The organism is Duganella sp. BJB1802, from assembly GCF_013369445.1.
Lineage (GTDB): Bacteria > Pseudomonadota > Gammaproteobacteria > Burkholderiales > Burkholderiaceae_D > Rugamonas > Rugamonas vulcania_A.
This window is the reverse complement of record NZ_JABWEF010000002.1, coordinates 80195-99701: the sequence shown is the minus strand read 5'-3', so window position 1 is coordinate 99701 and position 19507 is coordinate 80195. Positions and strand designations below refer to the sequence as shown.

The following is a 19507-nucleotide window of genomic DNA, read 5'->3' as shown; positions in this document are numbered from 1 at the left end:
AATAAAAAACTCCTTCCACCGGCGGCTGGCAATTCATTGCGATTTAATGCGCCGGTGGAAGGGGTTTGGGTTGAGTTAATACCCAGGTTTAATATTCTCGCCGGTTGGGCTTAATCTCTTGCAGAATAGTGGTGGAGATTTCCTCGATCGATTTGGTGGTCGAAGATAACCAGCGGATGCCCTCGCGCTTCATCATCATTTCGGCCTCGTTGACCTCGTAACGGCAGTTTTCCAGCGCCGCGTATTTGCTGCCGGCGCGTCGCTCGTTGCGGATCTCGGACAGGCGCTCCGGCGTGATGGTCAGGCCGAAGATCTTGGACTTGAACTCGTACAGCGACGACGGCAGCTTGCCGCGTTCGAAGTCGTCCGGGATCAGCGGATAGTTGGCCGCCTTGATCCCGTACTGCATCGCCAGGTATAAGCTGGTCGGCGTCTTGCCCGAGCGCGACACGCCCACCAGGATCACGTCCGCCGAGGACAGGTTCTTGTGCGACTGGCCATCGTCGTGCGCCAGCGAGAAATTGATCGCCTCGATGCGGTTCTTGTACTCCTCGCTGTCGACGATGTTGTGCGAGCGGCCGATGGTGTGGGTCGACTTGGCGCCCAACTCTTGTTCCAACGGCGCAACAAAAGTCTGGAACATGTCCATGTACATGCCCTTGCACTGGCGGATCACATCCGACAGCTCGGTCTTGACCAAAGTCGAGAAGATGATCGGACGTTGACCGTCGGTTTCAAACGCCTCGTTGATCTTGCGTACCGCGTCGTGCGCTTTATCAAGAGTATCGATGAAAGGCAGGCGGATTTGGCGGAAACGCAACTCGAATTGGGTCAATACCGAGTGACCAAAGGTTTCTGCCGTGATGCCGGTGCCGTCGGAAACAAAGAAGACCGTGCGGGCCACCATGGGCAGGGGAGGACGTTGTTCTAGTGTCATGTAATGTTGGCCTGTCGTTATTGTGAATCGTCAATTTGGGCCGCAGGCTGTAGAATGGGCGCCATAGGTAAGATTGTGCTGCACGACGACCAGAATAACAAGAAACAAAGTCTGCGCCTCGCTGGAAGATTTCTATCATCAAAAAGGTGTCATTATGTCCAACGCAGCATTGAAGGAGCAGAGTAACGGAGCGGTATACGTCGCATCGTTCGAACATTTACGCATGACGGATGTCGAATCCGTCGGCGGTAAAAACGCCTCATTAGGCGAAATGATCAGCCAGCTGGCAGGCGCCGGCGTGCGGGTTCCGGGCGGCTTCGCCACCACGGCCCAGGCTTTCCGCGACTTCCTGTCGCACAGCGTCGACGGCGGCAAGCCGCTGGCCGACCGCATTGCCGACCGCCTCGCCGACCTGAACATCGACGACGTGCGCGCGCTGGCGCAAGCGGGCGCCGAGATCCGTCAATGGATCGTCGAAACCCCGTTCCAGCCACGCCTGCAGGAAGAGATCGAGACCTTCTACAAGCAGCTGGTCGCCGATTCCAGCACCGAGATGTCGTTCGCCGTGCGCTCCTCGGCCACCGCCGAAGACTTGCCGGACGCTTCCTTCGCCGGCCAGCAGGAAACCTTCCTCAACGTGGTCGGCATCGAGAACGTGCTCGACGCGATGAAACATGTGTTCGCGTCGCTGTACAACGACCGCGCCATCTCCTACCGCGTGCACAAGGGCTTCACCCACGCCGAAGTGGCGTTGTCGGCCGGCGTGCAGCGCATGGTCCGCTCCGACCTGGGCGCGGCCGGCGTGATGTTCACCATCGACACCGAGTCCGGCTTCAAGGACGTGGTGTTCGTCACCTCCAGCTATGGCCTGGGCGAGACGGTGGTGCAGGGCGCGGTCAATCCGGACGAATTCTACGTCCACAAGCCGATGCTGGAAAAAGGCAAATCGCCCGTCATCCGCCGCAACATCGGCTCCAAGCTGCTGAAGATGGAGTTCACCAACGAAGCCAAGGCTGGCCGCTCAGTCAAGACCGTGGATGTGCCGGTCGAAATGCGCAACCGCTATTCGCTGAACGACGCCGAAGTGGTGGAACTGGCCAAGTACGCCGTCATCATCGAGAACCACTACGGCCGTCCGATGGACATCGAGTGGGGCAAGGATGGCCGCGACGGCAAGCTGTACATCCTGCAGGCGCGTCCTGAAACGGTGAAGTCGCAGCAGAAGGCGACCGACGTGCAGCAGCGCTTCAAGCTCAAGTCCACCGGCACGGTGCTGGCCTCCGGCCGCGCCATCGGCCAGAAGATCGGCGCCGGTCCGGTGCGCGTGATCCACGACCCGGCCGACATGGAACGCGTGCAGCCGGGCGACGTGCTGGTCGCCGACATGACCGATCCTAACTGGGAACCGGTGATGAAGCGCGCCTCGGCCATCGTCACCAACCGCGGCGGCCGCACCTGCCACGCGGCGATCATCGCCCGTGAACTGGGTGTGCCGGCTGTCGTCGGCTGCGGCGACGCCACCGAGGTGCTGAAGGACGGCACCTTCGTCACCGTGTCCTGCGCCGAAGGCGACGAGGGCAAGATCTACGACGGCCTGCTGGAAACCGAAGTGTCCGAAGTGTCGCGCGGCGAGCTGCCCAAGCTGGCCACCAAGATCATGCTCAACGTCGGCAATCCGCAGCTGGCCTTCGACTTCCAGTCGGTGCCGAACGCCGGCGTCGGCCTGGCGCGTCTTGAGTTCATCATCAACAACAACATCGGCGTGCACCCGAAGGCGATCCTCGAATATCCGAACATCGACGCCGACCTGAAAAAGGCCGTGGAGTCGGTCGCGCGCGGCCACGCCTCGCCGAAAGCCTTCTACGTCGACAAGCTGGCCGAAGGCGTGGCGACCATCGCCGCCGCCTTCTGGCCCAAGCCGGTCATCGTGCGCCTGTCGGACTTCAAGTCCAACGAGTACAAGAAGCTGATCGGCGGTTCGCGCTACGAGCCGGACGAGGAAAACCCGATGCTGGGCTTCCGTGGCGCGGCGCGCTACCTGGCGGCCGATTTCGCCGGCGCGTTCGAAATGGAATGCCAGGCCATGAAGCGCGTGCGTAACGACATGGGCCTGACCAACGTCGAGATCATGGTGCCGTTCGTGCGTACGCTGGGCCAGGCCGAGAAGGTCGTCGACCTGCTGGCCAAGAACGGCCTGGTGCGCGGCGAGAACGACCTGCGCCTGATCATGATGTGCGAAGTGCCATCGAACGCGCTGCTGGCCGACCAGTTCCTCGACCACTTCGACGGCTTCTCCATCGGTTCCAACGACCTGACCCAGCTGACCCTGGGCCTGGACCGCGATTCCGGCATGGCGCTGCTGGCGGCCGACTTCGACGAGCGCGATCCGGCCGTCAAAGCCCTGCTGTCGCTGGCGATCAAGGCTTGCCGCGCGCGCGGCAAGTACATCGGCATCTGCGGCCAGGGTCCTTCCGACCATCCGGACTTCGCGGTCTGGCTGATGGAGCAGGGCATTGAATCGATGTCGCTGAACCCGGACTCGGTGATCGACACCTGGCAGAAGCTGGCAGCCCTGCAGAAGTAATAAAGTGTTGACGCGGGCGTAAATTGGTTTAGACTGGAGTTATCGAATTGAGTTGTAAATAACACTATCAATACCACGCGCCTTGCAGCAAAAACCCTCGCAGCCCGCACCGGGACGCGGGGGTTTTTGCATTTTCAAACCTGAGAGGAGTGCATCATGGCTGACTGGAGTTTTTGGTTGATGGCCGCCGGCGTTACCGTGATATTGGAACTGTTCAGCGGCACGTTTTATTTGCTGATGATCGCCATCGGCCTGGTGTCCGGCGCGCTGGCGGCGGCACTGGGCTTTGGCGCCGCCCTGCAGACCTTGTTCGCGGCGCTGGTCGGCGTCGGCGCCACCATGCTGCTGCGGCGCAGCCGCTTCGGCAAGCTGGTCAACCGCACCCGCGCCGAGCACGACCCCAACGTCAACATGGACATCGGCCAGATGGTCCACGTGCCGGCCTGGCACGACGGCGCGGCGCGCGTGATGTACCGCGGCGCGCTGTGGGATGTCGAGCTGGCGCCGGGCGCGACGCCGGCGCCGGGACAGTACAAGATACGTGAAGTACGCGGCAGCCGCCTGATCGTGGCGGCTTGAGATTCACCCACTGGAGAGTTCTATGGATATCAGTTTCGGCAACGTCACCTTCATCATTTTCATCCTGGCCCTGGTGTTTGTCTTCAAGACCATCAACGTCGTGCCGCAGCAGCACGCGTGGGTGGTCGAGCGGCTCGGCAAATACCACGCCACGCTGGGTCCCGGCCTGAACATCGTGATTCCCTTCGTCGACCGCGTCGCCTACAAGCACGTGCTCAAGGAGATCCCGCTCGACGTGCCGCCGCAGGTCTGCATCACCAAGGACAACACGCAGCTGCAGGTGGACGGCATCCTGTACTTCCAGATCACCGACGCCATGCGCGCCTCGTACGGCTCGTCCAACTACATCTCCGCCATCACGCAACTGGCGCAGACCACGCTGCGCTCGGTGATCGGCCGCATGGAGCTCGACAAGACCTTCGAGGAGCGCGACCATATCAACACCGCCATCGTCAACGCCATCGACGAATCGGCGGCCAACTGGGGCGTGAAGGTGCTGCGCTACGAGATCAAGGACTTGACGCCGCCGAAGGAGATCCTGCACGCGATGCAGGCGCAGATCACCGCCGAGCGCGAAAAGCGCGCGCTGATCGCCGCCTCCGAGGGCCGCAAGCAGGAGCAGATCAACATCGCCAGCGGCGAGCGCGAGGCGCAGATCGCCCGCTCGGAAGGCGACAAGCAGGCCGCCATCAACCGCGCGCAGGGCCAGGCAGCCGCCATCGTCGCGCTGGCCGAGGCCAACGCCGCCGCGCTGCGCCAGGTGGGCGCGGCGATCCGCGAGCCGGGCGGCGAGGACGCCGTCAACCTGAAGGTGGCCGAGCAGTACGTGGGCGCCTTCGCGCAGCTGGCCAAGACCAACAACTCCATCATCGTCCCGGCCAACCTGGGCGAGATGAGCGGCTTGATCGCCACCGCCATGCAGGTGGTCAAGTCGCAGAAGGACGCGCCGCTGGTCAAGCCGGCCAAGGCATAAGGAGGAGCGGCGATGGGTACATGGGCGGTGGACGCGTTCGGCAACGATTACGCGCAGGATTGGGCGGAAGACCTGGCGCAGACCAGCAGCCTGGAGGCGGTGGAAAACACGCTGGACGTGGCGCTGGAACATCCGGGCGAAGTGCTCGAGGCGCCGTTCGCGGCCGAGGCGCTGGTGGCGGTGGAAGTGCTGGCGCGGTTGCAGGGCAAGGGCGGCGAGCGCGGCGAGGACAGCGCGGCCGTCGACGAGTGGGTCGACGCGCGCAAGGCCAAGGCCCGCGTGCGCGCCGATCTGGCCGACAAGGCCGGCCGCGCCATCGAGCGCATCCTGTCGGATCGATCGGAGCTGCGCGAACTATGGGCCGACAGCGAACACTACGCCGACTGGCGCGCCTCGGTCGAAGCGCTGCGCGCACGAATCAGCGCCTGAAATGAAAAAACGCCCCGAAGGGCGTTTTTTTATGGACGTGCGTCCGGATTACTTGGCGGCCTTGCGGCGGCGCGCCACCACGCCGACCAGGCCCAGGCCCGCCAGCAGCATGGCATAGGTTTCCGGCTCAGGCACGGCGGTGGTCAGCGAGACGTTGTCCAGCGAGCTGCCGTAGCTGTCCGAAGTGCCGGTGGCGATGAACTTCAGCTTCATCGCGCTGCCGTCGCCGATCAGCGAGTAGCTGCGGGTTTCCCAGGCGCCGTTCAGCGAGTTGTTGACGTGGGCGATCTCGGCGCCCCCCCAGTCCACCGACAGGCCCTGCGACGAGATCGCCACACCCGGACGGTTCTCGAACTGGAAGGTCAGCGTGTAGTGCTGGCCGAGTACGGTCTGCACGGACTGGAACATGCTGCTGTTTTTGTTGGTGTCCAGCTCGACGAAGTTCACGCCCTGGGCGGCGACGCCGTCGACGTGGTTGCGCAGCTCGATGCCGTGCTCACCGCCGGTCCAGCCGGTCAGGTTGGTGTAGTTGGCCCAGGTGCCGGCCGCCTGATGGTTGGCTTCGAAGCTGCCGTTGACCAGCAGTTCGACCGGCGCGGCGAAGGCGCTGCCGCTGGACAGCAGGGCGACGAGCGCGGCGGATTTGATCAGATTCATGATATGCATTCTTGTGATTCCCCGTGATGTTGATTATTAGAAACTTATATTTCCCGAAAGACAAATGAATTGTAATTCATGAATCTCTTTTTGGCCAGCGTTATTTGTCATGGACGGTTTGAAAGCCGCATGGCTGTGGCGTTAGCGCATATCGATGCGGCCGTATAGCCCGTGCGTTTCATCGCCCGGCCCGGCGGCGAAGAACAGCGTGTTGGTGGGCTGGCTGTTGACGCCCGGCCCGAAGGCGATGCCCCACAAGCCGTCGATGACGATGGCGCCGCCGTCGGCCTTGGACAGCGTACCGGCCATGGCGCCGCTGGCGGGGTCGTAGGCGTTGATCCTGCCGTCGCCGAAGTTCCCGACCAGCAGCTTGCCGCTGTAGCTGCCGAAGTTGGACGGCGCCAGCGCCATGCCCCAGGGCGCGTTCAGCGCGCCGCCCATCGCCAGCTGCTTGAGCAGGTTGCCGCCGGTGTCGAACACGTCGACCGCGCCCAGGCCGGCGCCGGCCACCTCGTCGTCGCCGCCGCTCTCGCGCTGGGCGTAGGCGATGTAGATGCGGTCGCCGATGGCCTGGATGCCGAACGGCGCGTAGTTGGCCGGCAGCGCCGGGTCGCGGAAGGCGCCGGCCAGCGCCACCTTGTTGAAGTTGGCGTCGAAGACGTCGACGCGGTTGTTGTGGAAGTCCGCCGCGTACAGGTAGCGGGCGTTGTTCCAGGTGGCGATGGCCAGGCCCTTGTAGACCGCCTGCGCGGCGGCGCCGTCCACCACGGCCGGCGCGTTGGTGCGGTCGGCGGTGGGCGACCAGGCGGCGATCTTGCCGCTCTCGGTGGCGAACAGGAAGGGGCTGGCGCGGAAGTCGGCGCTGCCGTTGTAGACGATGCCGGTCGGCGCCGGCGGCGTGGCGACCACCAGCGCTTGCGGCACGCCGTTGCCGTCATACAGCGTCGACGTCGCGCTGCCGTTGTTGGCGACCCAGACGAAGCCGGCGGGATTGAAGGCGATGCCCCAGGCGTTGACCAGCTTGGCGTCGGTCTGGGCGGCGCTGCCGGCGGTGTCGCCGACCAGCTTGCTGACATTGAACAGGGTGGCGGCCGGCGGCATGACGACCGGGGGCGGCGCCATCGGCGCGTCGTAGCCGCCGCCTCCGCAGGCGGACAGGGCCAGCGCGGCCACGGCGGTGAGTGTGCGGGTATGGGTATGCATGGCGGTTCCTTTCGGGATCAGGGTGGATATCCCGTGGATTCCCGGCCGGCGCCGCGCGGTTCCCTCTTTTTTTAGAAGGCGTAGGTGGTGCTCAGCACCCAGGCCTGGCTGGGCCGCTGCGGAACGTAGGCGTAGCCGACGCCGTCGTCGCGCGTGTACTCGCGCGCCAGCTGCACGCTCCAGTTGCCGAACGGGAGGCTGGCGCCCAGCTTGAGGTCGTAGCGCGTGCTGGCCGGCGTGGCCGGCCAATCGTGGCCGCGCAGCGTGCGCAGCAGGCCGGCGTGGGCGATCAGGTTGACGCTGGGATGGAGCGGATAGAACACGTTGACCTCGCCGTACAGCGCGCGCGCCGCGCCGCCGAAATAGCGCGGCGCGTAATACAGCCGCGTGGTCAGCCGCTCGCCTGAGGCGCCGGCGTAGCACTCGTTGTAGTCGGCCGAATGCAACTGGGTGTAGGTGGCGCGGCTGCAGCCGGCCTCCACGCTCCAGCCCGAGCGCAGCCGCAGCGCATAGCCGCCGTAGGCCTGCAGCTTGGCGCCGCGCAGGTCGCCGATCGAGGTGCCGGCGGCGAACACGCCGCCGTACCAGCCGCTGGCGCTATCGAGGTTGAGGGTGAGCTGCGGCGACGGCCGGCCGTCGCCCAGCGACTGGCCGCGGTAGCGGTAATCCGATTGCAGCGCGACGCTGCCGCTGAAGTCGGCTTGTGCGACGGCGGACCGCCACGTCAGGAGGGGCAGCAGGGCTAAACAGGCGAGGGCGGCGGTGCGCAGCGTCACGGCCCCACGCCGCGTTGCGTGAGATTGGCGGTGCAGGAACAGCTGCAATGGTGGAGCAGGCGGGATATGGTTGCGCATGCGTCAATATTAACAGTGTTCAGCGCATCGCCCGGTTGCAGCAGCCGCCGCAACTGCGCCGGCGTGGCCTTGGGCTGCAGCTGCGCCATCAGCGCCAGCATGCCGCTCACGTGCGCGGCCGCGTACGAGCTGCCGCTGACGAAGGACCAGCGCCCGCCGGGCGCCGTGGTCGGGATGTCGTTGCCGGGCGCGAGCAGCGCGGGATCGGCTTCGGCGCCGGCGGCGGGCGCGGCCTTGCCGCCGGCCGGCTGCGAGGCCACCGCCAGCACGCCGCGATGGTTGGCCGGGAAGGCCGGCCCGGCCGCCTTGGCGTCGATCGCGCCGACCACGCCGATGCCGCGTTCCAGCGCCACGTCCAGCAGCCGGTCCAGCAGGCGGTCCGGCGGTCCGGCCAGGCTGAGGTTGATGACCTGGGCGCCGTTGAGGATGGCGTAGTTGATCGCCTTGCCGAGCGTGAAGCTGTTGCAGCGCGTGGCCTGGTCGGGCTGCTGCCAGCAGGCGCGCAGGCCCATCAGCTTGGCCTGCGGCGCCACGCCGACGATGCCGCCGTTGCCGGCGCGCGCCGCGATGATACCGGGCCACGGCGGTGCCGTGGTTCTCGGCCGGCGTGGCGCCGCCGTCGACGAAGTTGGCGTTGACCGCCAGCTGTCCCGATAAATCGGGATGGCTGGCGTCGATGCCGCTGTCGATCACGGCCACCTTGATGTCGCGGCCGGTGGTTTCGCGGTGCAGCTCGGCCACGTGCCAGTAGCGGCCGGCGGGCTGCACCGGATACAGCGCGTCGCCCTCGGCGGCCGGCGCCGGCGGGGTGGCGGCCATGCCGTCGAAGCTGGCCACCGGCTGCGCCCATTCCACCTGCGGGTCGCGCGCCAGCTTGGCGAGGATGCGCTCGGGCGACTCCTGGTCCGGATAGCGCATCACATAGCAATCGAGGCCCAGCACCGGCATCGGCCAGTCGTCCACCAGCGTCAGGCCGTGCTGGCGCGCCAGCTCCTCGGCGCGGCGGCGGCGCGAGGCGCGGCCGCTGTCGTCGATGTAGCGCCCGCCGTAGCTGGCGTCCGGGCGGAAGTGCGTGGCGGGCAGGCGCAGCATCACCAGCAGCGTGTGCTCGCCGGGATCGTGGCTGGCGGCCGGCACCGGGCGCAGCGTTTCATCGCCTGCCGGCGGGGCCGCCTGCGCTTCGGCGGCCAGCGGCGCCCCCGCCAGCCAGGCCAGGCAGGCCAGTACCGCGCCGACGCGTGGCCAGAAGGTGTTCAAGGCGGCGTACCTCCATCCAGTGCCTCGGCCAGCTGGACGGCGGGCTCGGCGTGCAGGGCCGCCAGCGCGCGCTCGCGGCTGGCGGGCGGCACGTGCAGCAGGTAGGCGTCGGTCACGGTGGGGCCGTCGACCACGCGCGCGCCTTGCGCCTGCAGGATATGGCGCAGCTCGCGCTCGCTGGTGTTGGGCCGGAAGATCACCACCAGGTTGGCGCCGCTGCTGACTGCCGAGCCGAGCACGCGGTAGGGCGCCGGGTCGGAGTCCGGGCGCAGCAGCAGGGCGCCCAGGCCGACGATCAGCACCCATTGCGCCGCCACGGTCCAGCGCAGCCACGAAGGCTGGTTGGCCGCCGCCGCGCGCCACCACGACACGCGTTGCGGCGTTCTGGCCGCGACAGGCGCCGCTGCCGGCACAGATTGCGCTGCCGTTGTTGGCGCGGCGGCTGGTGCTGCTGTCGCCGCTGCCGCCGTCGCGGCTTCCGGCGTGGCCGGTGTCGTCGTCGCCATTACCGGCGCGGCGTGTTCCTGCGCGCCCAGCGTTGGCATCAGCCGGGCCAGCGCGTTTTCCATGTCCACGCCGTCCGGCAAGGCGTCCGACGCGGTGGCTTCGGCCCGCATATCGCGTTCCCATTCCAGGTCCTGGCGGCATTGCGCGCAGGTTTGCAGATGCTCCCGCACGCGCTGCGTCTCGTCCGGCGCCAGTTGTTCGCTGGCGTACCAGGGCAGCAGTTCCTGCACCGCCTGATGGGCCGGGATATCCATTCTGAAGATGCGCCCGTTCATTGGCTGCTCTCTCTTTCGTTCCACAACAAGTCCTTCAATCTGTGCCGCGCATGGAACATGCGGGTCTTCACCGTGTTCAGCGGGCACTCCACCACCTCGGCGATATCGCTGTAGGCCATGTCGTGATAGTAGGTTAGCACCATCACCGCGCGTTGCGCGGCCGGCAGCTGGTCCAGCGCCTCGGCCACGCTCTGCTGCAATTGCTGGCGCTTCATCGTCTGCTCCGGCTGGTTGCCGCTGTCGTCCTCGTACAGCGACGCATCCGATTCCACCGGCTCGTCGCTGGCCTTCAAGCCCTTCAAGGTCTTGCGGTAGGCGATCGCGAAGACCCAGGTCGACACCTTGCAAGTGCCGTCGAAAGTAGCGGCCTTTTGCCAGACCACCAACATGGTGTCATTGACCACTTCCTCGATCAGCGCCGCATTGCGCGCCATGCGGCCGATAAAGCGCGACAGGCGCGGAAAATAAATCCGGTACAGCGCCTCGAAGGCGAGCTTGTCCCCGGCCGCTATCCTGGCCACCAGCCGCACCTCTTCCGCTTCCGGGTTCGGGCCGCCGTTCCGGCCCCGTTCTTGCTGCATCCGACATCCTCCATTTCCCCCGTTAATGCCTTGCCCGGCGAAAACGGTTCTACAAATTGGGAAATTTTATGCTCCCATGCTACCACCGCGATTCTCGGCTAACATGGCGCACATGAACCTGAACCAACAAGTTGACCACCTGGCCGGCTTCCTGCAGCGCCACCGGCGCGTGCTGGTGCTGACCGGCGCCGGCCTGAGCACCGCCTCCGGCATTCCCGACTACCGCGACAAGGACGGCGTGCGCCGCGGCCGCACACCCATCCAGGGCCCGGACTTCCGCAAGTCCGAAGCGGTGCGCCGCCGCTACTGGGCGCGCAGCATGGCCGGCTGGCCGACGCTGGCCCGGGCCGCGCCCAACGCCGGCCACCAGGCGCTGGCCCAGCTGGAGGCGGCCGGCCGCATCGATGCCCTGATCACCCAGAACGTCGACGGCCTGCACCAGCGCGCCGGCACCAGCAAATTGATCGAACTGCACGGCAATATCCACGGCGTGGTCTGCCTGGACTGCCGCGCGCTGCACCGCCGCGCCGACATCCAGGCCTGGCTGACGGCGGCCAATCCCGCGCTGGCCGAGGCCGGCGCAGGGGCGGGCGGCGAGATCGTGCCCGAGGCACGTCCCGACGGCGACGCCGAAATCGAACTCGACGCCTTGCAGGATTTTCGCATGCCCAGCTGCGACGCCTGCGGCGGCACGCTGCAGCCGGACGTGATCTTCTTCGGCGATAACATCCCGCCCGCGCGCACGGCCGCCGCGCTGGACCTGATGGAACAGGCCGACGCCTTGCTGGTGGTGGGCTCGTCGCTGATGGTGTTTTCCGGCTACCGCTTCTGCAAGCTGGCCGCCGCGACCGGCAAGCCGATCGCCGCCGTCAACCTGGGCAAGACCCGGGCGGACGAGCTGATCGGCCTGAAGGTGGAGGCCACGGCCAGCGAAGTGCTGCCGCGCCTGTTGTAGGTCAATTCCGCTGCAGCATCGAGCGGACGATGGCTTCCTTGGCCAGCACATAATCCTGGCCGGCCAGCACGAAGTTGGTGTTCGGCTGGATCACCTTGATGTTGATGAACACCATGTCCGACGTTTCCGCATACGAGCCGACCACGATGGCCTGCGCGTTGTGGGCGGTGGCCACCTCGCCGATCTCGCGGGTGAGCATCAGCTCGCCCTGGTTGCGCTTCAGGTAGACGCTGTTGCGCAGTTTCATCTCCAGCATGCTCAGGCCGCCCTGCGCCAGGCGCGTGGACAGCTGCTCCGACACCAGCCGGCCCAGCGTGGTGGTCTGCTCCAGCGCGTCGATGTTGACGATGGTGGCCATGATCAGCGGCTTGTCGGCCATCAGCTTGCCGTTGAGCTGGTGCATCAGCGCGTCGGCGGCCTTGTAGTTGGCGTCGATGAACTGGTTGGAGGAGATGGTCGAATAATTGCCCTCGTCCTTGGTGGGCGTGGAGGAGCAGGCGCCCAGCAGCAGCGGCAGCGCCAGCACGGAGGCACGGGCCAGGGTCAGCAGGTGGTTCGGCATTACATGTCTCCGCGGACTTTGAACAGTCGGGTCAGTTTGGGCTCGTCCGGCTCGGGATCGACGATGCCGTACAGGATGCGGTCGCTGTCGGCCACGTAATAGGCCGAGGTGTTGCGCGCCACGTAGCGGAACTGGTCGGACACCGAGACGGTGACGATGATTTCGGTGCGCGGCGTCGCGCCGGGCGCGAACTGGGCGTTGAACCAGTCGTAGGAATCCCAGGCTGCGGCGCCGGCCGCCACGCCGCCCAGCAGCGGCGCCTCGATCTCGCTCAGCACCCAGACCCCGGTGGCCAGCGCGGCGCGCTCGCCGTGGTAGCGGTATTGCGGACGGTTGGCGGTGAAGGTCACGGCCTGCACGTCCATGTCGACCTTGAGCGAGCCGGCGGGCGAACGCGTCACCACGTAGCCGTCGTTGACCAGCGAGGTGGTCAGCTGGGTGGTCAGCGCGCGCTGGAACGGGCTCGGGTCGCGCGGCTCGTTCAGGAACACCGGACGGGGCGGGCTCTTCTTGAGCTCGGCGACGATGCTTTTTTCGATGTTGTTGGAAATGACACCCCAGTGGTAGGCCGCCTGCAGCTTGGCCTGCTTGGTGGTGGGGAAGTTCGCCGCCAGCGGGGTCGGCGTGTAGTGCGACGCACAGCCTGCGAGCACGATACCGGCTGCCAGAGCCATTGCAGTTTTCAGCGCCATCATTGCCTCGTCGTCAAAAGTCTCGTCTGGTTCGCGGCCCTGCGCGCAATCGGCAAGCGCCAGCCACGAATGTAAAATCATTCTTCTCCCAGTTTAGCATGGGTGTTTCTAATTAGAAACTCGTCGGGCAATAAAAAACCCGGTGCGGGACCGGGTTTTGTACAGGGCGCGCAACAGTGCGGCGGGTCAGCGGCGGTTGGTCTTCATGGCGGCCGCCACCTCGCGCTTGCCGTCGCGGTCCTTCTCGGTGGCGCGCTTGTCATGCATCTTCTTGCCCTTGGCCAGGCCGATTTCACATTTGACGCGGCCGCCCTTGTAGTGCAGGTTCAGCGGCACCAGGGTGTAGCCGGAGCGTTCGACCTTGCTGATCAGCTTGTCCATCTGCTGGCGGTGCAGCAGCAGCTTGCGGGTGCGCACCGCCTCCGGGCTGATGTGGGTGGACGCGGTGGGCAGCGCGCTGATGTGCGCGCCGAACAGGAACAGCTCGTCGCCCTTGATGGTGACGTAGGCTTCCTTGATCTGCACGCGGGCGTCGCGGATGGCCTTGACTTCCCACCCTTCGAGGACGATGCCGGCTTCGTAGCGGTCTTCGATGAAGTAGTCAAAAAAGGCTTTTTTGTTATCGGCTATGGTCATGGGATGGTATCGGTTAAACTACTGCTTCGCGCACAGAAACGCGAATAATTCAACATCATAGCAAATGGTTAGCCTATGGCAGTAGTACACAAATCAGTTTTCCTTGGATACAGCGCCCAGCAGATGTTCGACCTGGTCGCCGCGATCGAGGACTATCCCAAGTTCCTGCCGTGGTGCGGTGGTGTCGAAATACGTGAACGCAGCGGCAATACGGTGACGGCCAGCGTTGGCATCAACTACCACGGGGTCAAGCAAAGCTTCACCACCTCCAACGAGAACACGCCGTCGACTGAGATCAAGATGAGGCTGGTGGACGGTCCTTTCAAGTGCCTCGACGGCGTGTGGACCTTCAAGGCGCTGCGCGAGGACGCCTGCAAGATCGAGCTGGACCTGCACTACGAGTTCTCCAGCGCCTTGCTGGCGCAACTGGTGGGGCCGGTGTTCGGCATGATCGCCAACAGCATGGTCGATTCCTTCTGCAAACGGGCGGAAACAGTGTATGGCGGCTGAAACCTTCAACATCGAAGTGTGCTACGCCAGCGACGCGGTGCAGTTCCTGCGCGCGCTGCGGGTGCCCGTGGGCACGACCATCGAGCAGGCCATCGCCATCAGCGGCGTGCTGCAGGAGGCGCCGGAAATCGACCTGGCGGTCATGCAGGTCGGCGTCTACGCCAAGAAGAAGACGCTGGACACGGTGCTGCGCGAACATGACCGCGTTGAGATCTACCGTCCGCTGATCGCCGATCCCAAGAACGCCCGCCGGCGCCGCAAGGCCGCCGCCTGAGGCTCAGGCGCCGCGTTCGATCAGGAATTGGCGCAGCGTCGGCTGCTTGAAGAACTCCGTGTGCCAGACCTCGGACTGCTTTTGCTGCGGCGTGCCGAAGCTCAGCATGCTCGCCTCGGCCACCTGCGCCTCGGGCAGCAGCACGCCGTCGTAGGGGACCACCACGTCGTTGTCGGTTTGCAGCAGGATGCGGTTGATCAGCGTGCCCGCTTGCTCCAGCATCGAATGGCCGAAGTCGAAATCCGCGCGCGCATAGTAGGTGCTGGCGCTGGTGAGCAGCGTGTCGTTCCGGTCCAGCTGCTCGATCAGCGCCGAGCCGCTCGCCAGCGCCTCCACGCTGGGCAGCTCGAAGCCCAGCGACACCGCCATCCGCGCCAGTCCGATCACCAGGTCCAGCGCCATGCCGCCGCTGAACGAGGCCAGCATGGCGGCCACGTTGAGGAAGTGCTGGATCTCTTCCGGCGACGCCAGCGGCGATCCCTGGTTGGCCGCCGCCACAAAGAACACCTTGCCCACGCTGGCGATACGCCCCGCGCGTTGTCCGGCGACGGCGGCCAGCACCGCGTCCTCCGCGTGCGGCACCGTCGACAGCAGCGAGCGCACCAACAGTCCGCCGCGGCTGTGGCAGACGATGTCGACCTCCCACCCGGCATCGGCCGGCAGGTGCGACAGCAAGTCCAGCGCGTTCTGCTGCGGCGTCTTGGCGATGGTCCAGTGATCGTAGCCGAACACCTGGTTGTCGTAGCGCGCCAGCAGCTGCTGCATGGTGCCGTCCGCCGCCAGGTCGTCGAACGCGCCTTCGATGGAGCTGAACACGCCGTGCACCAGCAGCAGCACCTTGCGCCCGCGCGAGGCCGCCAGTTCGGCCGCCGTCGCCGGCTGACGCCAGCCGTGGCGCAGGCTGAGCAAGGCTTCCGGCTTGTTGTGGGCTTCGATGGTCTCGGCCATCCGCTGCGTCATGCGCTCGCTCACGCGCAGGGCGGCCTGCTTGAACCAGTCCATGCGGCCGGCGGCGGGATGCATGGGTGCCAGCAGCATCGGCGCGGTCTGGGTCGGGAACACGAACTGGATGCAGCCGCTGTCCTTGTGGCGCACGATGTTGAGGTTCTCATCGGCGATTTCTGCGGCCGGCAACGGCGTCGCGGGCAACAGCGATAGTGGCGGTATGACGATCTCCGGCGCGGCGTCGGCCAGAGCCCGTTGTAGTTCCGCATGCTTGACGAATTGCATGGCGATCTCCTGATGGTTTTGACATCAGTGTACGATGCGGCGGCCGATCGCCGCGCCGCTTTGCGCAAGCGCACCGCATCGGGCGGTCAACGCGGAATCAGCACCTCCAGCGCCTGGACTTCGCCCGCCACGATGCCGGTCACGCGCGCATCGGCCAGACGTTCGCCATCCCGCCAGACCTGGGTTTCCGCGACGTCCGCCCGTTTTATCGAGACCTTGAACGTCGCGCCGCGGAACTCGCGCGTGACCTTGATGGCATCCCACGCCTTCGGCAGTTGCGGCGCGATGCGCAGGCCGTCGGCGTCGCCCCGCAGGCCGCACAAGCCCTCGATGAAGCAGCGGTAGGCCCACGACACGGTGCCGGTGTTGAACAACTGGCTGGAGCGGCCGGCCGTGCGTGGATACTCGCGCCAGGCGCCGCGATAGTAGTTGGGGATGAACACCGGCAGCTGGCCGCGCTGCAGGTAGTCGGCTTCGTCGGGGCCGGGGATCATCTGCCGCAGCAGTTGATAGGCGCGGTCGCCCTCGCCGATGGTGTACAGGCTGTGGATGTAGAACACGGCGGCGTGGTTGTAGACCGCGCCGTTCTCCGCAGAGCCTGGATGCTTCTGCGTGACGCGGCCCACGTCGTCGCGCATGGCGCTGTAAGGCGGCGCGAACATGGCCACGCCGTAGGGCGTCGTCAGCTGCTGATCCACCTGCTTCAGCATGGACGCGCGCTGGCCGGCGTCAGCGGTGCCTCCCAGGATGGCCCACGCCTGCGGGTTGAGCCAGATGCGGCCCTCCACATCCTTGCCGATGCCGAACTTGACGTTGTCGTCGGTGATGCCGCGTGCGTACCAGCCGCCGTCCCACAGGTGCTCGTTGGCGGCCTGGTTGACCGCCACGGCGCCGGCGCGGTAACGGCTGGCGCTTGCCAGCAGCGGCGCGTCCGCGCGCTGCTCGCAGATCTCCGCCCACAGGTTCAGCGCGTACGCGGTGGCCACCGTCAGCCAGCCGGACACGCCGCGCCCCTTGTAGCCGACCATGTTCATCGGATCGCACCAGTCGCCCTGCGCGATGTAGCTCAGGCCGCGCTGGTCGCGCGCCTGCAGCAGCCAGTCCATGGCGCGGTGCATGCGCTGGGCGACGCTGAGCGTGGCGCCGCCCTCATGCCCGGTCACCTCGGCGTCGAGGATGCCGTAGTCGCCGGTCTCGTCGAGATAGACCTTGAGCGCCACCGGCAGCCACACGCAGTGGTCGGTGTGCGGCACCTGGTTGATGTATTTGAGTTCCGCGCCTTCGGCCAGCAGTATCCCGTCCGGCATGGCGCCGCTGGCCTCCTGCTGCGACAGGGCGTGCAGGAAGGCGCCGCGCATCACGCCGGGGCGGATGTAGCTCATGCCCATATTGTCCTGCAGGTAGTTGCGGGTCTGCGGATCGGTGCTGAGGCGGTTGACGTCGCCGTGATAGAACACCTGGCGCGGCAGCCAGTGGTTGACGAAGTTGTCGAGGTCCGGGTCCGGCGTTTCGATCCGCAGGCAGCCGCGCCCGCCGGCGATGTAGGCCGCGTAGTCGGCGCGCGCCGCGTCGAAGGCGGCGGCGCTCAGATATTTGGCGCGCACCGCGCGGATCTCGGCGTCGTCGAAGGCGGGGCCGAAGATGAAGCGGTAGTCGTGCGACGCGCCCGCGTCCAGCGCCAGCCGGTACTGCACCACGGCGGCCGGCGTCTCGTAGCGCGCGTCGCCGTTGGACAGCTGGTCCGCCTGGATCGCCGATGGGCGATGCAGGCCGCCTTCGCCTTCGAACGCCGCCTGCTGCACCTCCCACGCCTGCGGCGCCTCCTCGCACAGGAAGTAGGTCTTGTCCTTGAAGTCCTTCTGCTTGAAGTAGTCGCCCACCTTTTGATATGGCGTGACGCAGCTGGCCACCACGCCGCCCAGGTCCGCGCGGTATTCGCCGGACTGGTTCATCCACGACATGTAGCCGATCGGGAAGTAGGGGTACACGCTCAAGCGGCGCGGCCGGCCGGACAGGTCGGTCACGCGCAGCGACCACAGTTCCACCACGTCCTCCACCGGCAGGCTCAGTGTCAGCTCGACGCGCACGCCCAGGTGCTCGACGGTCCAGCCGATATCGCTTTTGCCGACCGAGAAAGTGAAGGCGTCCACCGGCGCGCGCACCGGCTCGTACGGCGCCGAGAACAGCTCGCCGCTGTCCTCGTCCTTGATGTAGAAGAAGCGGCCCGGATGATGCGCGTAGTAGTTCTGCTCCGGCTGCATGAAGGTCTTGGCCTCCAGGTTGGGCGCATAGGCGTACTTGGCCGGCTCCGGCTGCATGAACTGCGCGGTGGCGTAGCCGCGGCAGGTCGCCTGTATCATCATCTTGCGGTTCCACAGGAAGCCCGCCGCGCGCGGCATGGCCGTGGGGCTGGTCAGTTCGTAGCGGTCGCCGTCGTGGGTAGGACGCAGCATCAATCGGTCTCCAAATGTGTTTTGCGCGCCGCCAGGTCCGCCTGGATCCTGGCCAGCATGGCGTTGTCGAGGTTATAGAAGTACATCACGGTGACCGCGCACAGTGCGAACGCCGCCGGTATCAATGACATCAGCCAGACGATGCCGGCCTGCGAGCCGGCCGACTGCGCCACATTGGCCACGTAGCCCAGGCGCGTGAACAGCCAGCCGATGACGGCCACCGCGACGGCGGTGCCCAGCTTTTGCGAAAAGGTGGCGGCGGCGAAGGTCATCGCGGTGGCGCGGCGGCCGGTGCGCCATTCGTTGTAGTCGGCGGTGTCGGCGTACATCGAGAAGGCCAGCGGCGATTTCGGACCGAGCACCAGGCCGGTGGCGATCTGCAGCGCGAACATCAGCGCGACCTGCTCCTTGCCGACGAAGAAGAAGGCCAGCGACAGCAGGGCGGTGGTGCTCATCAAAATCATCATCAGCTTGCGCTTGTCGATGAAGCGCGTCAGGACCGGCGTCAGCGCGGCGCCGGCGGCGGCCGACATCATATAGGCCGGCACGAAGCCCTGCATCAGCTCCGGCCGGCCGACCACGTACTTGAAGTAGTAGGCCGCGCTGGTGGTGCGCAGCGTGATGGTGATCATGATGATCAGCGCCAGGAAGAACAGCGCCACCCACGGCCGGTTGCGCGACAGGTCGCGAATGTCCTGCCAGACGTTGGACCGCTGCGAGGGAACGGGCGCCACGCGTTCGCGCGTGTTGACGAAGGTCGTCACGAACAGCGCGGACGCCAGCGTGCCCCACGCCAGCATCGTCAACTGCCAGCCCAGTTTGTCGTCGCCGTGCCCCAGCCAGCGCACCAGCGCCGGCGTGGCCGCCGTGACCAGCGTGCCGCCGGCGAAGGCGAAGATGAAGCGCAGGCCGTTGACGGTGGAGCGCTCCTGCGGATCGGCCGAGAGCACGCCGGACAGGGCGTTGTACGGGATGTTGATGCAGGTGTAGCAGACCATCATCAGCAGATAAGTACCGTAGGCCCAGGCGATCTTGCCGCCCTCGGACAGGTCGGGCGTGGTGTAGGTCAGGAAGGCGGCGCCGGCCAGCGGCAGCGGAACCCAGATCAGGTAGGGGCGGAACTTGCCGAAGCGGGTGTTGGTGCGGTCGGCGAGGGCGCCGATCAGCGGATCGGTGAAGGCGTTGACGATCTTGATGGCGAAGACCATGGACGCCGCCGCCGCGGCCGAGATGCCGAAGACGTCGGTGTAGAAGATCAGCAGGAAGGTGGCGATATTGGTCCAATAAAAATTGAAGCCCATATCGGCGATGCCGTAGCTGATTTTTTCACGCCAGGTCAGGGAAGTCTTCACATGTTCG

20 protein-coding genes and 1 pseudogene are annotated in these 19507 nt (G+C 66.0%); 7 read left to right on the top strand and 14 right to left on the bottom strand.

Annotated elements, in window-relative coordinates; all coding sequences use genetic code 11:
• Nucleotides 1-88: 88 nt before the first annotated feature.
• On the bottom strand, nucleotides 89-937 hold the full coding sequence (locus HUX88_RS03545; protein ID WP_117011308.1) for a pyruvate, water dikinase regulatory protein: 849 nt from the start codon (nucleotides 935-937) through the stop codon (nucleotides 89-91).
• Between the two features lie 154 nt (nucleotides 938-1091).
• On the opposite strand from HUX88_RS03545, the gene ppsA reads away from it, so the two are divergent.
• From ppsA to HUX88_RS03525, 4 genes are all read left to right on the top strand, one after another.
• Nucleotides 1092-3521, top strand: a complete 2430-nt coding sequence (ppsA, locus tag HUX88_RS03540) for a phosphoenolpyruvate synthase (RefSeq protein WP_117011307.1) — start codon at nucleotides 1092-1094, stop codon at nucleotides 3519-3521.
• A 156-nt stretch (nucleotides 3522-3677) separates the two neighbouring features.
• Nucleotides 3678-4100 (top strand): NfeD family protein, encoded by a 423-nt coding sequence (locus HUX88_RS03535; RefSeq protein ID WP_117011306.1) that lies wholly within the window; start codon nucleotides 3678-3680, stop codon nucleotides 4098-4100.
• 22 nt (nucleotides 4101-4122) lie between these two features.
• Nucleotides 4123-5073, top strand: a complete 951-nt coding sequence (locus tag HUX88_RS03530; RefSeq protein WP_176360876.1) for an SPFH domain-containing protein — start codon at nucleotides 4123-4125, stop codon at nucleotides 5071-5073.
• Nucleotides 5074-5085: 12 nt separating this feature from the next.
• Nucleotides 5086-5502 (top strand): DUF4259 domain-containing protein, encoded by a 417-nt coding sequence (locus HUX88_RS03525; protein WP_176360875.1) that lies wholly within the window; start codon nucleotides 5086-5088, stop codon nucleotides 5500-5502.
• Nucleotides 5503-5550: 48 nt separating this feature from the next.
• Here the strand turns inward: HUX88_RS03525 and HUX88_RS03520 are convergent, their stop codons facing one another.
• The 7 genes and pseudogenes from HUX88_RS03520 to HUX88_RS03495 form a co-directional block, all read right to left on the bottom strand.
• A complete protein-coding gene (locus HUX88_RS03520; protein ID WP_229219187.1) occupies nucleotides 5551-6159 on the bottom strand; it encodes an FxDxF family PEP-CTERM protein in 609 nt (202 codons plus the stop codon).
• A 141-nt stretch (nucleotides 6160-6300) separates the two neighbouring features.
• Entirely contained in the window at nucleotides 6301-7362 is a 1062-nt protein-coding gene (locus tag HUX88_RS03515; RefSeq protein WP_229219186.1) for a TIGR03118 family protein, read from the bottom strand.
• Nucleotides 7363-7433: 71 nt separating this feature from the next.
• Nucleotides 7434-8138, bottom strand: a complete 705-nt coding sequence (locus tag HUX88_RS03510) for a TorF family putative porin (RefSeq protein ID WP_176360873.1) — start codon at nucleotides 8136-8138, stop codon at nucleotides 7434-7436.
• A complete protein-coding gene (locus tag HUX88_RS03505; RefSeq protein ID WP_373886748.1) occupies nucleotides 8135-8749 on the bottom strand; it encodes a S8 family serine peptidase in 615 nt (204 codons plus the stop codon). Before HUX88_RS03505 ends, HUX88_RS03510 begins: the two co-directional genes overlap by 4 nt.
• Nucleotides 8750-8852: 103 nt before the next feature.
• Nucleotides 8853-9035 (bottom strand): annotated as a pseudogene (locus HUX88_RS32910) (S8 family serine peptidase); the annotation flags it as partial.
• 434 nt (nucleotides 9036-9469) lie between these two features.
• Nucleotides 9470-10255: a zf-HC2 domain-containing protein gene (locus HUX88_RS03500; protein WP_176360872.1), complete on the bottom strand. Its 786-nt coding sequence runs from the start codon at nucleotides 10253-10255 to the stop codon at nucleotides 9470-9472.
• Nucleotides 10252-10836, bottom strand: coding sequence for an RNA polymerase sigma factor (locus HUX88_RS03495; protein ID WP_117011299.1), 585 nt, complete (start codon nucleotides 10834-10836; stop codon nucleotides 10252-10254). The genes HUX88_RS03500 and HUX88_RS03495 overlap by 4 nt, the downstream gene beginning before the upstream one ends.
• A gap of 112 nt (nucleotides 10837-10948) precedes the next feature.
• Here HUX88_RS03495 and HUX88_RS03490 point away from each other — a divergent pair, with 112 nt between their 5' ends.
• Nucleotides 10949-11791 carry an NAD-dependent protein deacetylase gene (locus HUX88_RS03490; protein WP_373886747.1) on the top strand — a complete coding sequence of 281 codons (843 nt, stop codon included), beginning with the start codon at nucleotides 10949-10951 and terminating at the stop codon, nucleotides 11789-11791.
• A 1-nt stretch (nucleotide 11792) separates the two neighbouring features.
• Here the strand turns inward: HUX88_RS03490 and HUX88_RS03485 are convergent, their stop codons facing one another.
• The 3 genes from HUX88_RS03485 to smpB form a co-directional block, all read right to left on the bottom strand.
• Complete coding sequence (locus HUX88_RS03485; protein ID WP_117011297.1) at nucleotides 11793-12353, bottom strand: FlgO family outer membrane protein; 561 nt, start codon at nucleotides 12351-12353, stop codon at nucleotides 11793-11795.
• Nucleotides 12353-13027 (bottom strand): hypothetical protein, encoded by a 675-nt coding sequence (locus HUX88_RS03480; protein ID WP_117011296.1) that lies wholly within the window; start codon nucleotides 13025-13027, stop codon nucleotides 12353-12355. The genes HUX88_RS03485 and HUX88_RS03480 overlap by 1 nt, the downstream gene beginning before the upstream one ends.
• A gap of 204 nt (nucleotides 13028-13231) precedes the next feature.
• Complete coding sequence (gene smpB / locus HUX88_RS03475) at nucleotides 13232-13681, bottom strand: SsrA-binding protein SmpB (RefSeq protein WP_117011295.1); 450 nt, start codon at nucleotides 13679-13681, stop codon at nucleotides 13232-13234.
• Between the two features lie 75 nt (nucleotides 13682-13756).
• Here smpB and HUX88_RS03470 point away from each other — a divergent pair, with 75 nt between their 5' ends.
• Together HUX88_RS03470 and HUX88_RS03465 are read left to right on the top strand one after the other, a co-directional pair.
• On the top strand, nucleotides 13757-14191 hold the full coding sequence (locus HUX88_RS03470; protein WP_117011294.1) for a type II toxin-antitoxin system RatA family toxin: 435 nt from the start codon (nucleotides 13757-13759) through the stop codon (nucleotides 14189-14191).
• On the top strand, nucleotides 14181-14465 hold the full coding sequence (locus HUX88_RS03465; protein ID WP_161099717.1) for an RnfH family protein: 285 nt from the start codon (nucleotides 14181-14183) through the stop codon (nucleotides 14463-14465). The genes HUX88_RS03470 and HUX88_RS03465 overlap by 11 nt, the downstream gene beginning before the upstream one ends.
• A gap of 3 nt (nucleotides 14466-14468) precedes the next feature.
• Here the strand turns inward: HUX88_RS03465 and HUX88_RS03460 are convergent, their stop codons facing one another.
• The 3 genes from HUX88_RS03460 to HUX88_RS03450 all read right to left on the bottom strand — a co-directional run bounded on the left by HUX88_RS03460 (nucleotide 14469) and on the right by HUX88_RS03450 (nucleotide 19500).
• The gene (locus HUX88_RS03460; RefSeq protein WP_176360870.1) at nucleotides 14469-15695 is read right to left on the bottom strand and encodes a triacylglycerol lipase; all 1227 of its coding nucleotides are present in this window, start codon (nucleotides 15693-15695) and stop codon (nucleotides 14469-14471) included.
• Nucleotides 15696-15781: 86 nt separating this feature from the next.
• Nucleotides 15782-18148 carry a GH36-type glycosyl hydrolase domain-containing protein gene (locus HUX88_RS03455; RefSeq protein ID WP_176360869.1) on the bottom strand — a complete coding sequence of 789 codons (2367 nt, stop codon included), beginning with the start codon at nucleotides 18146-18148 and terminating at the stop codon, nucleotides 15782-15784.
• On the bottom strand, nucleotides 18148-19500 hold the full coding sequence (locus HUX88_RS03450; protein ID WP_176360868.1) for an MFS transporter: 1353 nt from the start codon (nucleotides 19498-19500) through the stop codon (nucleotides 18148-18150). Before HUX88_RS03450 ends, HUX88_RS03455 begins: the two co-directional genes overlap by 1 nt.
• Between the last annotated feature and the right edge of the window lie 7 nt (nucleotides 19501-19507).

Coding starts and splice junctions, on each gene's coding strand:
- HUX88_RS03545 (WP_117011308.1), bottom strand. CDS start 937: ATGACACTAGAACAACGTCCTCCCCTGCCCATGGTGGCCCGCACGGTC.
- ppsA (WP_117011307.1), top strand. CDS start 1,092: ATGTCCAACGCAGCATTGAAGGAGCAGAGTAACGGAGCGGTATACGTC.
- HUX88_RS03535 (WP_117011306.1), top strand. CDS start 3,678: ATGGCTGACTGGAGTTTTTGGTTGATGGCCGCCGGCGTTACCGTGATA.
- HUX88_RS03530 (WP_176360876.1), top strand. CDS start 4,123: ATGGATATCAGTTTCGGCAACGTCACCTTCATCATTTTCATCCTGGCC.
- HUX88_RS03525 (WP_176360875.1), top strand. CDS start 5,086: ATGGGTACATGGGCGGTGGACGCGTTCGGCAACGATTACGCGCAGGAT.
- HUX88_RS03520 (WP_229219187.1), bottom strand. CDS start 6,159: ATGAATCTGATCAAATCCGCCGCGCTCGTCGCCCTGCTGTCCAGCGGC.
- HUX88_RS03515 (WP_229219186.1), bottom strand. CDS start 7,362: ATGCATACCCATACCCGCACACTCACCGCCGTGGCCGCGCTGGCCCTG.
- HUX88_RS03500 (WP_176360872.1), bottom strand. CDS start 10,255: ATGAACGGGCGCATCTTCAGAATGGATATCCCGGCCCATCAGGCGGTG.
- HUX88_RS03495 (WP_117011299.1), bottom strand. CDS start 10,836: ATGCAGCAAGAACGGGGCCGGAACGGCGGCCCGAACCCGGAAGCGGAA.
- HUX88_RS03490 (WP_373886747.1), top strand. CDS start 10,949: ATGAACCTGAACCAACAAGTTGACCACCTGGCCGGCTTCCTGCAGCGC.
- HUX88_RS03485 (WP_117011297.1), bottom strand. CDS start 12,353: ATGCCGAACCACCTGCTGACCCTGGCCCGTGCCTCCGTGCTGGCGCTG.
- HUX88_RS03480 (WP_117011296.1), bottom strand. CDS start 13,027: ATGGCTCTGGCAGCCGGTATCGTGCTCGCAGGCTGTGCGTCGCACTAC.
- smpB (WP_117011295.1), bottom strand. CDS start 13,681: ATGACCATAGCCGATAACAAAAAAGCCTTTTTTGACTACTTCATCGAA.
- HUX88_RS03470 (WP_117011294.1), top strand. CDS start 13,757: ATGGCAGTAGTACACAAATCAGTTTTCCTTGGATACAGCGCCCAGCAG.
- HUX88_RS03465 (WP_161099717.1), top strand. CDS start 14,181: ATGGCGGCTGAAACCTTCAACATCGAAGTGTGCTACGCCAGCGACGCG.
- HUX88_RS03460 (WP_176360870.1), bottom strand. CDS start 15,695: ATGCAATTCGTCAAGCATGCGGAACTACAACGGGCTCTGGCCGACGCC.
- HUX88_RS03455 (WP_176360869.1), bottom strand. CDS start 18,148: ATGCTGCGTCCTACCCACGACGGCGACCGCTACGAACTGACCAGCCCC.